General features: G+C 52.0%; 12 protein-coding genes. All 12 read left to right on the top strand.

The features are described 5' to 3' along the window. The first annotated feature begins 5 nt into the window (after positions 1–5). The 12 genes from lspA (at position 6) to pyrE (ending at position 13,174) form a co-directional block, all read left to right on the top strand. The gene (lspA, locus tag ACNA6I_RS07515; RefSeq protein WP_048013160.1) at positions 6–497 is read left to right on the top strand and encodes a signal peptidase II; all 492 of its coding nucleotides are present in this window, start codon (positions 6–8) and stop codon (positions 495–497) included. Continuing rightward, complete coding sequence (locus tag ACNA6I_RS07510) at positions 472–1,383, top strand: RluA family pseudouridine synthase (RefSeq protein WP_048004117.1); 912 nt, start codon at positions 472–474, stop codon at positions 1,381–1,383. The genes lspA and ACNA6I_RS07510 overlap by 26 nt, the downstream gene beginning before the upstream one ends. A 178-nt stretch (positions 1,384–1,561) precedes the next feature. Further along, positions 1,562–2,107 carry a bifunctional pyr operon transcriptional regulator/uracil phosphoribosyltransferase PyrR gene (pyrR, locus tag ACNA6I_RS07505; protein WP_048004116.1) on the top strand — a complete coding sequence of 182 codons (546 nt, stop codon included), beginning with the start codon at positions 1,562–1,564 and terminating at the stop codon, positions 2,105–2,107. Positions 2,108–2,237: 130 nt separating this feature from the next. Beyond that, complete coding sequence (locus ACNA6I_RS07500; RefSeq protein WP_048013052.1) at positions 2,238–3,563, top strand: solute carrier family 23 protein; 1,326 nt, start codon at positions 2,238–2,240, stop codon at positions 3,561–3,563. Between the two features lie 142 nt (positions 3,564–3,705). Then, positions 3,706–4,620, top strand: a complete 915-nt coding sequence (locus ACNA6I_RS07495) for an aspartate carbamoyltransferase catalytic subunit (RefSeq protein WP_416313120.1) — start codon at positions 3,706–3,708, stop codon at positions 4,618–4,620. Continuing rightward, positions 4,595–5,875, top strand: a complete 1,281-nt coding sequence (locus ACNA6I_RS07490; RefSeq protein ID WP_159129603.1) for a dihydroorotase — start codon at positions 4,595–4,597, stop codon at positions 5,873–5,875. Before ACNA6I_RS07495 ends, ACNA6I_RS07490 begins: the two co-directional genes overlap by 26 nt. Further along, positions 5,875–6,966: a carbamoyl phosphate synthase small subunit gene (locus tag ACNA6I_RS07485; protein ID WP_048004112.1), complete on the top strand. Its 1,092-nt coding sequence runs from the start codon at positions 5,875–5,877 to the stop codon at positions 6,964–6,966. Before ACNA6I_RS07490 ends, ACNA6I_RS07485 begins: the two co-directional genes overlap by 1 nt. Then, positions 6,959–10,168: a carbamoyl-phosphate synthase large subunit gene (gene carB / locus ACNA6I_RS07480; protein WP_416313119.1), complete on the top strand. Its 3,210-nt coding sequence runs from the start codon at positions 6,959–6,961 to the stop codon at positions 10,166–10,168. Before ACNA6I_RS07485 ends, carB begins: the two co-directional genes overlap by 8 nt. Beyond that, on the top strand, positions 10,165–10,938 hold the full coding sequence (locus tag ACNA6I_RS07475) for a dihydroorotate dehydrogenase electron transfer subunit (RefSeq protein WP_159129605.1): 774 nt from the start codon (positions 10,165–10,167) through the stop codon (positions 10,936–10,938). Before carB ends, ACNA6I_RS07475 begins: the two co-directional genes overlap by 4 nt. Beyond that, a complete protein-coding gene (locus ACNA6I_RS07470; protein ID WP_048004109.1) occupies positions 10,935–11,873 on the top strand; it encodes a dihydroorotate dehydrogenase in 939 nt (312 codons plus the stop codon). Before ACNA6I_RS07475 ends, ACNA6I_RS07470 begins: the two co-directional genes overlap by 4 nt. Further along, a complete protein-coding gene (pyrF, locus tag ACNA6I_RS07465; RefSeq protein WP_063191201.1) occupies positions 11,848–12,561 on the top strand; it encodes an orotidine-5'-phosphate decarboxylase in 714 nt (237 codons plus the stop codon). Before ACNA6I_RS07470 ends, pyrF begins: the two co-directional genes overlap by 26 nt. Beyond that, entirely contained in the window at positions 12,542–13,174 is a 633-nt protein-coding gene (gene pyrE, locus ACNA6I_RS07460; protein WP_048004107.1) for an orotate phosphoribosyltransferase, read from the top strand. Before pyrF ends, pyrE begins: the two co-directional genes overlap by 20 nt. The last annotated feature ends 19 nt before the right edge of the window (positions 13,175–13,193 follow it).

Genomic DNA, 13,193 nt, shown 5'->3' with positions numbered 1-13,193 from the left:
CCTTTGTGTATTATTATCTTCTCGCTTTAGTGGTCATCGGGATCGATCAGTTTACCAAATGGCTGGTTGTACGAAATATGACGCAAGGTGAAAGCATCACGGTCATCCCTGATGTATTTTATATCACTTCGCACAGAAATCCGGGCGCGGCGTGGGGGATCCTGCCAGGTCAGATGTGGTTCTTCTACGTCATCACCATTGCCGTGATCGTCGGGATCGTGTATTACATGCAAAAGCATGCGAAAGGCCATTCACTCTTCAGCACAAGTCTTGCATTCATGCTCGGCGGCGCCATCGGGAACTTCATCGACCGGGTGACGAGGCAGGAAGTGGTGGATTTCCTTAATACATATATTTTCACTTACGATTTCCCGATATTCAATATTGCCGATGCATCGCTCACGATAGGTGTAATTTTATTGCTCCTGCATATGTTCATGGATGAAAGAAAAGCAAAGAAGGAGAACAAACATGGAAGTCATTCAACACAGCATTGATCAAAATAACCAAGGAGAGCGTATCGACAAGGTTGTCAGCTCCCTGAATAAAGACTGGTCCCGGTCCCTTGTGCAATTATGGATCAAGGAAGGGCATGTGAAGGTGAACGGGGAAGTGGTGAAAGCCAACTTCAAATGCCCTCTCGATGCTTCGATCGAAATCGCGATCCCTGACCCAGAAGAGCTGGATGTCGAGGCAGAGGATCTGAATCTCGATATCGCATACGAAGATCAGGATGTCATCGTCGTCAACAAACCGAAAGGCATGGTCGTCCATCCGGCACCCGGACATTCTTCAGGGACCATGGTGAACGGTCTGATGCACCACTGCAAAGATCTTTCCGGCATCAACGGTGTCATGCGCCCCGGTATTGTACACCGGATTGACAAAGATACGTCCGGTTTATTGATGGTTGCAAAAAACGACAAGGCCCACGAGCATCTTGTCAATCAGCTTGTGGAGAAGACCGTCACACGTAAATATACCGCCATCGTTCATGGGAACATCCCACATGAGTACGGTACGATCGATGCGCCGATCGGAAGGGATCCTAAAGATCGTCAGAGCATGACCGTCGTGGACAATGGCAAAAAAGCCGTCACGCATTTCAGGGTGCTCGATCGGTACGAAGATTTCACCCTCGTGGAATGTGAACTTGAGACTGGCCGGACCCATCAAATCCGTGTTCATATGAAATACATCGGATATCCTCTTGCTGGAGACCCGAAATACGGTCCGAGGAAGACGCTGCCACTCAACGGACAGGCCCTTCATGCTGGAACACTTGGATTCGTGCATCCGCGTACAGGCGAATACATGGAATTCCACGCAGATCTTCCGGAAGAATTCACCAAGCTCATTGCACGCCTTGAAAATAGTCGTTGACAAATGGGCAGGGAACCTGTAAGATGAATGTAATTGAATACGACCTTTAATACAGTCCCGTGAGACTGAGAAGGAGTTTGTATACCAATTTAGGTGTGCAAAGATTTATATACGATAAGTGTATCCTCTCATCCATGGGTGAGGGGATTTTTTTATGGCAATGAAGGAGGTACCACCCATGACAAAAAAAGCAACGGTTCTCGACCAGCCTGCCATCCGCAGGGCCCTGACCAGGATCGCTCATGAGATCATCGAGCGCAATAAAGGGATCGAAGAGATCGTCCTTGTCGGCATCAAGACAAGGGGCATCCATATCGCCCGCAGGCTCGCTGAACGGATCCATGATATCGAAGGACAGAAGGTTCCTGTCGGAGAGATTGATATAACACTTTACCGCGACGATCTGTCTGTTAAGACAACCGACCATGAACCTGAGGTGAAGGGTTCGGATCTTCCGGTGGATATCGCCAATAAAAAAGTCATCCTGATCGATGATGTCCTGTTTACCGGAAGAACGGTCAGAGCGGGTCTCGACGCCCTCATGGATGTCGGAAGACCGGGTCAGATCCAGCTGGCCGTTCTCGTTGACCGAGGCCACCGGGAGCTTCCGATCCGTGCCGACTATGTCGGGAAGAATATCCCGACTTCAAGCTCTGAGAAAATCATGGTTGCTCTCTCCGAGGTCGATGACCGGGATGAAGTATCCATCTACGAAAACGAATAAGTATCCTTTTAAGAGTGGTCCAGTGAGGCTGACAAAGGATGGTGGGGAAGGCGTAAGGCCGTCTCCTGCCCTCTTTGTGCCCTCTTGGATAAGAGGGCTTTTTTAATAGGTGAAACAAGGAGGAAATACTATGACCAACAAACAAGATATCGTACTTGATGTACATGAAGTCCCACCAGCAAGAAAATGGCTCACCCTGAGCCTTCAGCATCTGTTCGCCATGTTCGGCGCCACGGTCCTCGTACCGTTTCTCGTCGATCTGAGCCCGGGGGTTGCCCTCGTGTCGAGCGGCCTTGGGACGCTTGCATACATCATCATCACGAGGGGTCAGATCCCGGCCTACCTTGGATCATCCTTTGCATTTATCGCCCCGATCATTGCCGCCAAGCAATTCGGAGGCCCCGGTGCAGCCATGATGGGGAGCTTCATGGCCGGAATCGTGTACGGCCTTGTCGCCCTCCTGATCTCGAAGCTCGGAGTGAAATGGCTGTCCACGATCCTTCCGCCGGTTGTGGTTGGACCGGTGATCATGGTCATCGGACTGGGTCTTGCAGGAACGGCCGTCAACATGGCCATGTATGCCGATCCTTATGCAGATACCCTCGTCTATAGCAGCAAGCATATCCTTGTGGCGCTCGCCACCTTGCTCATCACGATCATCTGCTCGGTCTACTTCAAGGGCTTCCTCGGGATGGTCCCGATCCTTGCTGGTATAACAGGCGGCTATATCATTGCCATATTCGCCGGGCTCGTCGATTTTCAACCGGTTCTTGACGCGCCACTATTCAAAATGCCCGACTTCTTCATTCCATTCGTCGACTACACACCTTCCTTCTCCTGGTCCATCATGTCGATCATGGTACCTGTCGCCGTCGTGACGATGGCAGAGCACACCGGTCACCAGATGGTCCTAAGCAAAGTTGTCGGAAGGAACTTCATCGAAAAACCGGGCTTGCATAAATCCATCCTCGGCGACGGGGCGGCGACAGTCATCGCTTCCATCATCGGAGGTCCGCCAGTTACCACATACGGTGAAAACATCGGTGTCCTCGCCATCACGAAGGTATACAGCGTCTATGTAATCGGAGGGACAGCCGTACTGGCAGTCGTGTTCGGATTCATCGGGAAAATCACGGCCCTCATCAGTTCGATCCCGACGGCAGTCATGGGAGGGGTATCCATCCTTCTCTTCGGAATCATCGCATCGAGCGGTCTCAGGATGCTCATTGACTACAAGGTGGACCTTGGGAAGAACCGCAACCTTATCATCTCATCTGTCATCCTTGTCATCGGTGTCGGAGGCGCCTATGTGGAACTGGGAGAAAACGTGTCACTGTCTGGCATGGCCCTCGCAGCGATCATCGGTGTCGTACTGAATCTTGTCCTTCCGGGACGGGAAGAAACATCAGGAAATCTATTCGAAGAACAAAAACAAGCAAATGACGAAGTAGCATAGAACACCTTTTAACAATGGTCCAGAGAGTCCATAAGGGTGATGCTGTAAAGGGACGAGTCTGTTCTTTACGGCTGAAAAACACCCTGAGCATAAGGCACAGGGTGTTTTTTTATACAAATAAGACAGAAGGGCGGCGTGTACGATGGGGCATTTATTAACCATGAAGGATTTATCAGAAGGAGAGATCCTCTCAGTCCTGGATCAGGCAGAACACTTCAAAGCAGGAGAGCGGTGGGAAGATGGATCGGACCATTTCGTGGCCAACCTATTCTTCGAAGCCAGTACACGGACGAAATGCAGTTTTGAAATGGCGGAAAGGCGGCTCGGTCTGGAAGTGATTCCGTTTGAGTCCCACGCCTCAAGCATCCAAAAGGGGGAAACCCTCTACGATACAGTGAAAACAATGGAATCGATCGGTGTGGGGGCCGTCGTCATCCGGCACAGCAGGGACCGGTACTTCGATGAGCTCAAGGACCTCGACGTCAGGATCATCAATGGGGGGGACGGTTGCGGAAATCATCCCACTCAATGCCTCCTCGACCTGATGACGATCCGTCAGGAATTCGGGGGATTCCGCGGTCTCCGGGTCGCAATCATCGGCGATATCGCCCACAGCCGTGTGGCAAGATCCAATGCAGAAGCCCTCACCGCACTCGGGGCTGAGGTCAGGTTCTCCGGTCCTGAGGAATGGTTCCCTGAGCGCTACGGTGACCGATATGTAGGGATCGACGAAGCGATGAGATCCTCCGACGTCGTGATGCTCCTTCGCATCCAGCATGAAAGGCATCATGGAACGCCGATTGCGTCCAAGGCGGATTATCACCAGGCGTACGGCCTTACCCTGGAAAGGGAGAAAAAGATGGTTCCCGGAAGCATCATCATGCACCCGGCACCGGTCAACCGCGGGGTCGAGATCGCAGATTCCCTTGTGGAATGCGGGCGGTCCAGGATCTTCAAACAAATGGAAAATGGTGTATTCGTCAGAATGGCGGTACTAAAAAGAGCATTCCAATTACAAGGAGGACGTCAACATGAACTGGTTGATCAAACATGCTAACATTCTGAATGCAAAAGGGGAACTGGAACCGGTAGAGGTAAAGACAAACGGAAACAAGATTGCAGAAATAGGAACGGGACTCTCCAACACGGGTGAGATGGAATATGATGCACGGGGCATGTTATTGTCACCAGGTTTCGTCGACCTCCACGTTCATCTCCGCGAGCCTGGAGGAGAACATAAAGAAACCATTGAAACCGGAACGAAAGCCGCTGCAAAAGGAGGTTATACGACGATCGCGGCGATGCCGAACACACGTCCAGTACCGGATGATATCGAAACACTTGATTGGTTACATAATCGAATACATGAAATGGCCTCGGTCAGGGTCCTGCCTTACGGAGCCATTACAGAGAGACAGGCTGGGAAGGAATTGAATGACCTAGAGGCAATGAAGCAACATGGGGCTTTCGCTTTTACTGATGACGGTGTCGGAGTACAGTCCGCCGCCATGATGCTCGAAGCCATGAAAAAGGCGGCAGCTATCGGCGCTTCCATCGTGGCCCATTGCGAAGAGAACACCTTGATCAATAAAGGGTCCGTCCATGAAGGGCGATTTTCAGCCTCGAACGGACTGAATGGGATCCCGTCTGTATGTGAAGCCGTTCATATCGCACGGGATGTGCTCCTGGCGGAAGCAGCGGGTGCCCATTACCATGTCTGCCACATCTCAACAAAAGAATCAGTCAGGGTGGTGAGGGATGCAAAGCGGGCGGGCATCAAGGTGACTGCAGAAGTGACCCCCCATCATCTCCTGCTATGTGAAGACGACATCCCCGGACTGGATCCAAACTTTAAGATGAATCCACCTCTCCGCGGGAAAGAGGACAGGGACGCCCTCATCGAAGGGCTTCTGGATGGCACCATCGACTTTATCGCCACCGATCACGCACCGCATACAAAAGAAGAAAAGGGAGAGGGCATGGAATTGTCGCCATTCGGGATTGTCGGTCTTGAAACGGCCTTTCCTTTACTCCATACGCATTTTGTCCAAAAAGGGATCATCACGCTGAAGCAGCTCATCGATTGGATGACAGTCAAACCTTCAGAAGCGTTCAATCTACCGTTTGGCACCCTCAACGCTGGAAGCGATGCGGACTTCACGCTGATCGATCTGGAAAAGAAGGAAACCATTCAACCTGAATCCTTCCTGTCTAAAGGCAAAAATACACCATTCTCAGGGTGGGAATGCACAGGATATCCGCAAGCGACATTTTATCAAGGTCAACAAGTTTGGAATGGAGGAGAAGCATAATGAATAGACAGCTCATTCTGGAAGACGGAACGATTTTTATCGGTGAAGGATTCGGTGCAGACAGCGAGGTCATAGGGGAAGTCGTATTCAACACAAGCATGACAGGGTACCAGGAAATCTTGTCCGATCCCTCTTACTGCGGCCAGTTCGTCACCATGACCTATCCACTGATCGGAAACTACGGGGTGAATCGTGACGATTTCGAATCGATCTCTCCTGCAGTCAAGGCATTCATTGTACGGGAATCGGCAGACTTTGCCTCCAACTGGCGCAATGAGTCCACACTTGATGAGCTGCTCAGGGTCAAGGGGATCCCTGGTATCGCCGGTGTCGATACAAGAAAGCTGACCCGTCTCATAAGGAAATCAGGATCGATGAAAGGCATCCTCTGCAGTGCGGAAGAAGATCCGGCCCTAATGATTGACAGGTTGAACGCATCCGCCCTTAGGACCGATCAAGTTGCGCAGGTTTCCACGAAGACCGCGTATGCCAGTCCTGGTAGGGGATTCAGGGTCGTCTTGATGGACTTTGGAATGAAGCACGGAATCCTTCGGGAGCTTAACAAACGGAATTGCGATGTCATCGTCGTCCCTCATGATACCTCTTCAGAAGAGATCCGGAGACTCCAGCCCGATGGCATCATGCTGTCGAATGGACCGGGAGACCCGAAGGACGTACCGGAAGCCATCCAGACGATCAAAGACCTCCTCGGTGAGATCCCACTGTTCGGGATCTGCCTCGGTCACCAGCTATTCGCCCTCGCCTGTGGGGCCGATTCATTCAAGATGAAGTTCGGACACAGGGGCGGAAATCATCCTGTTCAGGATGTGTTGACGAAGAAGGTGGCCCTGACTTCCCAGAACCACGGGTATGCGGTGGATGAAGCTTCCCTTGACGATACCGATCTCGAGGTTACCCATATCGCCATCAATGACGGGACGATCGAAGGGTTGAAGCATAAGGAATATCCTGCCTTCACGGTTCAATACCACCCTGAGGCATCTCCGGGACCTGAAGATTCCAATTACTTGTTCGATGATTTCTTGACACTCATGAATGAAGAGAAAAGGAAGGAGATTCAACATGCCTAAACGTACAGACATTAAAAGCATCCTTGTAATCGGGAGTGGCCCGATCATCATCGGCCAGGCAGCAGAATTCGACTATGCGGGGACACAGGCCTGCATCGCCCTGAAAGAGGAAGGATACAGGGTCATCCTGGTGAACTCGAATCCAGCCACCATCATGACCGATGCCGAAATGGCCGATAAGGTATACATCGAACCCCTGACCCTTGAATTCGTATCCCGCATCATCCGTAAAGAGCGGCCGGATGCCCTCCTTCCGACCCTCGGAGGGCAAACGGGTCTCAATCTTGCCGTCGAACTCCATCAATCAGGCGTACTGGAAGAGTGCGGAGTGGAGATTCTCGGTACGAAGCTTTCGGCCATCGAACAGGCAGAAGATCGTGATCTGTTCCGTAAACTGATGAATGAGCTTTCGGAACCGGTACCTCAAAGCGAAATCATCCATACGGTGTCAGAGGCATACACATTCGTCGAGGAGGTAGGCTTCCCGGTCATCGTACGCCCTGCATACACCCTTGGTGGAACAGGAGGCGGGATCTGCCACAACGAAGAAGAACTGAATGAAATCGTCAGCTCCGGGTTGAAATACAGCCCCGTCACCCAGTGCCTTCTGGAAAAAAGCATCGCCGGCTTCAAGGAGGTCGAATATGAAGTGATGCGGGATGCGTCAGACAATGCCATCGTGGTTTGTAATATGGAAAACATCGATCCGGTTGGGATCCATACAGGGGATTCCATCGTCGTGGCCCCGAGCCAGACGCTTAGCGACAGGGAATATCAGATGCTCAGGAATACCAGCCTGAAGATCATCCGTGCCCTGGGGATCGAAGGGGGCTGCAATGTGCAGCTGGCGCTCGATCCGGACAGCTTCCAGTATTACATCATCGAGGTCAACCCGCGTGTAAGCAGGTCCTCGGCTCTTGCTTCGAAGGCGACGGGCTATCCGATCGCGAAGCTTGCCGCGAAGATCGCTGTGGGCTTGACCCTGGATGAAATGATGAATCCCGTGACAGGGAAGACCTACGCGGCATTCGAACCGGCCCTTGATTATGTGGTCACGAAGATCCCGAGATGGCCTTTCGATAAGTTCGAATCGGCCAAACGGAATCTGGGCACCCAGATGAAGGCTACGGGGGAAGTGATGGCCATCGGAAGGACCTTGGAGGAGTCGCTGCTGAAAGCGATCAGGTCCCTTGAGAGCAATACGTACCATCTCGGATTGGATGAATTGAACGCCAAGGAACCGGAATGGATCGAGAAACGGATCCGCAAAGCAGGGGATGAGAGACTGTTCTTCATCGGTGAAGCGCTCCGACGAGGCATCACGATCGAGACGATTCATGACTGGAGCAAGATCGACCTATTCTTCCTGAATAAAATGGACCGGATCATCCGCTTCGAAGAACAACTGCGAAACCACCCATTCGATCACGCGATTGCGTACAAAGCAAAACGCATGGGCTTCTCGGATATCGCCATTGCCTCCCTCTGGTCTGTGAAGGAGAGGGAAGTGTATGAGTGGAGGAAGCAGGAGGAACTGACACCGGTTTACAAAATGGTGGATACCTGTGCTGCGGAATTTGAATCTGAAACGCCTTACTTCTACGGAACATATGAGGATGAAAATGAATCGGAAGTAACAGAGCGCGAGAGCATCATCGTCCTTGGTTCCGGACCGATTCGGATCGGTCAGGGGGTCGAATTCGACTATGCCACCGTCCACTCCGTCTGGGCCATCAAGGAAGCGGGTTACGAAGCGATCATCGTCAATAACAATCCCGAAACGGTTTCCACTGACTTCTCCATTTCGGATAAATTATACTTCGAACCGTTGACGGTGGAAGATGTGATGCACATCATCGACCATGAAAAGCCGAAAGGGGTCGTCGTACAGTTCGGGGGCCAAACCGCCATCAATCTGGCAGATGAACTTGTGAATCGCGGTGTGCGCATCCTCGGCACGTCACTGGAAGACCTGGATCGGGCGGAAAACAGGGATAAGTTCGAGCACACCCTGCAGGAACTCGGTATTCCACAGCCTGAGGGCAAGACAGCCGTATCGGTGGAAGGGGCTATCGCCATTGCCGAATCGATCGGTTATCCCGTGCTCGTCAGACCATCGTATGTTCTTGGCGGAAGAGCCATGGAAATCGTGTATCGAGAAGAGGAGCTCCTCCACTACATGGAAAATGCCGTGAAAGTGAACCCGCAGCATCCCGTCCTTATCGACCGCTACTTGATCGGAAAGGAAATCGAAGTGGATGCCGTCTGTGACGGGGAAGATGTAATCATCCCTGGGATCATGGAGCATATCGAGCGGGCAGGGGTCCACTCCGGGGATTCCATCGCCGTCTACCCGCCACAGCAGCTGACTGAAGAGCAAAAAAGCACGATTGTAGATTATACAACAAGGCTCGCCAAAGGATTGAATATCGTCGGCCTTTTGAACATCCAATATGTCATTTCAAAAGGCGAAGTCTACGTACTGGAAGTGAATCCACGCTCAAGCCGGACGGTTCCGTTCATTTCAAAGATCACCAACGTGCCGATGGCGAACGTTGCCACCAAGGCGATCCTCGGCATCTCCCTGCGTGAACTGGGATATGAGCCGGGGCTCGTGGAAGAAGCGGAAGGCGTGTATGTCAAAGTGCCGGTATTCTCTTTCGCCAAATTGAGAAGGGTGGACATCACGCTTGGACCTGAAATGAAATCCACCGGTGAAGTCATGGGGAAAGATCAGACCCTGGAGAAAGCACTGCACAAAGGCATGGTGGCAGCCGGCATGCAGATGAAAGACCACGGTTCGGTTCTCATGACAGTAGCAGACAAGGACAAGGAAGAAGCGGCAAGCCTTGCAAGAAGGTTCGTAAGCATCGGGTACCAGATCCTTGCCACGAAAGGAACGGCATCGTACCTTGCCTCTCAAGGCATCCAGGTCCGTGAAGTGGATAAGATCGGTTCCACCGGACCGACTCTTCTCGACATCATCCAAAGCGGGGAAACGCAGCTCGTCATCAATACGCTGACCAAAGGAAAGCAGCCGGCACGTGACGGCTTCCGGATCCGAAGGGAGTCGGTGGAGAACGGCATCCCGTGCCTGACCTCCCTGGATACAGCCCAAGCTATACTGAGAGTCTACGAATCTATGACATTCTCTGCGGAGGCGATAGCTGCGAAACCATCAAGAAAGGCGGTCCATTCATGATCGTCAATGAATCGATGAAGGTGGTGAGTCACCGCCTCCTTGCCAGGAACATCTATGAGCTTGTCCTTGAAGGTGAATTAGTAAAGGAGATTACGGCACCGGGTCAATTTGTCCATGTCAAGGTAGGTGCCGGCATCGATCCCCTTCTAAGAAGACCGATTTCGATTGCTGAACATGATCGGAATGAAAAGAAGATGAGCCTGATCTACCGCGCCGAAGGCAAAGGGACCAAGCAATTGGCCCTTGTCGGGGCGGGAGGAAGGGTCGATGTCCTCGGTCCCCTTGGGAACGGATTCGACGTTCAACAGGGTGAGGGCAGGACGGCCCTGCTTATCGGAGGCGGAATCGGCGTCCCGCCATTATATGGACTATCAAAAGCCCTTCGCAACAACGGGTGGAAGGTGACGCATGTGCTTGGTTTTCAGGAAGAAGCCGTCAGTTATTATGAAGACAAGTTCATGGAACTAGGACCGACGCATATCGCCACCGTGGATGGTTCCCTAGGAAGAAAAGGGTTTGTAACAGATGTGATTGAAGAAGAATCAATTCCGTATGATCAATTTTTTTCCTGCGGACCGAATCCGATGCTGAAGGCACTGCAGAGCAGGCTTTCAGGAAGTGGATTCCTGTCACTGGAAGAACGCATGGGGTGCGGGATCGGCGCTTGCTTCGCGTGTGTGTGTCATCTGGCAGATGATCCTGAAGGGACGGATTATGTGAAAGTATGCAGCGACGGTCCTGTATTTCCTGTAGGGGTGGTGGCGTTATGAAACAATTACAGATTGAGTTGCCCGGCTTGAGTTTGAAGAATCCGATCATGCCGGCGTCGGGATGTTTTGGATTCGGCAGGGAATACAGCCAATTCTACGACCTGAGCGAACTGGGGGCCATCATGATCAAAGCGACGACGGAAGAGCCCCGTTTCGGCAATCCCACGCCGCGTGTCGCAGAAACCAATGCCGGGATGCTGAATGCCATCGGTCTCCAGAATCCCGGTTTGGATGCGGTCATGCAAAAGGAGCTGCCGTGGCTTTCCAGGTTCGACGTGCCCATCATCGCCAATGTGGCGGGTTCGCAGATGGAAGACTATGTTCATGTGGCCCGTGAAATCTCCAAAGCATCAAATGTACATGCCCTTGAACTCAACATCTCCTGTCCGAATGTGAAAACCGGCGGAATCGCCTTCGGGACAATCCCCGAGGTTGCCATGGAGTTGACAAGAAAGGTTAAAGCCGTGTCAGAGGTTCCCCTATACGTCAAACTTTCACCGAATGTCTCCAATATCGTGGAGATGGCCAAAGCCGTTGAACGGGGTGGTGCCGACGGATTGACGATGATCAATACCCTACTCGGCATGAGGCTTGATCTCAAGACGGGGAGACCGATCCTTGCCAATAAGACGGGGGGGCTTTCGGGTCCGGCCATCAAACCGGTTGCCATCCGGATGATCCATGAGGTGAGTCAGGCAGTGGACCTGCCGATCATCGGGATGGGGGGAGTGGAGTCTGCAGAAGATGTGATTGAATATTTCTACGCCGGTGCCAGTGCTGTTGCAGTAGGCACAGCCAATTTCGTAGATCCTTTCATCTGTAAGAAAATCATTCACGAACTGCCAGCACTGCTTGCCGAAATGAACGTGGACCATATTTCTCAATTGACCGGAAGGAGCTGGGGGAAACATGAACAAGCCGTTTATCGCCCTTGATTTCCCAACATGGGAAGTGACAGAAGCATTTTTATCGCAATTCGACGAGAGACTGAACGTCAAAGTGGGAATGGAGCTCTACCTTCAAAATGGGCCTCGCATTATTGAGTCCCTCTTGAAAAAGGATCACAGGATCTTCCTCGACCTGAAGCTACATGATATTCCGAATACGGTATTCGGTGCCATGAAAGGCCTTGGACAGTGGGATCTAGAATTCATCAACGTCCATGCTGCCGGGGGCAAGGAGATGATGGAGAGGGCGATGGAGGCCATCCAATCTCAGGGCGGCAAGACGAAGCTCATCGCTGTCACCCAGCTCACCTCGACATCTGAACACCAGATGCAGTCCGAACAGCTCATCCCGAATCCACTGACGGAATCCGTCATCCACTATGCCCGCCTGGCTCAAGGCGCCGGACTTCAAGGGGTGGTATGTTCCCCTCATGAGGCAGGTCTGATCAGGGAGTATTGTGGAGAAGAATTCCTTCGCGTCACACCGGGCATCAGGATGAAATCGGATGGCGCGGATGATCAACAGCGCATTACGTCCCCTGGAAATGCAAGGGAGTTGGGGTCAACACATATTGTCGTGGGCAGAAGCATCACGAAGGCAGCCGATCCTGTTGCCGCATACCGAATGATTTGTCAAGATTGGGAGGGAAGCATCTATGAAAAAACAAATTGCTAAGGAACTTTTGAACATCAAGGCGGTATTCTTGAACCCTGGTGAGCCCTTCACATGGTCTTCCGGGATCAAATCACCAATCTATTGCGATAACCGATTGACTTTATCCTATCCTGCCGTGAGAAAGCAGATTGCAGATGGGCTTGTCTCCATGATCCGCGAACATTTCCCAGAAGTCGATGTCATCGCAGGAACGGCAACCGCGGGGATCCCTCATGCGGCGTGGGTATCAGAGCGCATGGATCTCCCTATGTGCTATGTCAGGTCCAAGGCAAAGGGACACGGAAAAGGGAACCAGATCGAAGGAAAGATCCTTCCCGGGCAAAAAGTGGTAGTCATAGAAGATCTCATCTCAACAGGTGGCAGCTGCATCACGGCGGTCGAGGCCCTGAGAGAGTCGGAGTGTGAAGTTTTGGGGGTTGCCGCCATCTTTACATACGAGCTTCAAAAAGGGGCGGATGCCCTCCGTGAACACGGGATCGAGGCCTTTTCCCTCTCCAACTATTCAAGTCTTCTGGAAGCAGCTGAGGAAGAGGGACTCATCTCGGGTGCTGATCTCGTTGAATTGAAAGAATGGAGCCGGGATCCCGAGGGTTGGAAGAAGCAGGTGAATTGATATAAACACATGAAAAAAC

The sequence above is a fragment of the Rossellomorea sp. FS2 genome, from assembly GCF_047915635.1.
GTDB classification, from domain to species: Bacteria; Bacillota; Bacilli; order Bacillales; family Bacillaceae_B; genus Rossellomorea; species Rossellomorea marisflavi_A.
The sequence above is the reverse complement of the archived record's forward strand: the minus strand, read 5'-3'. Positions and strand labels throughout refer to the sequence as shown.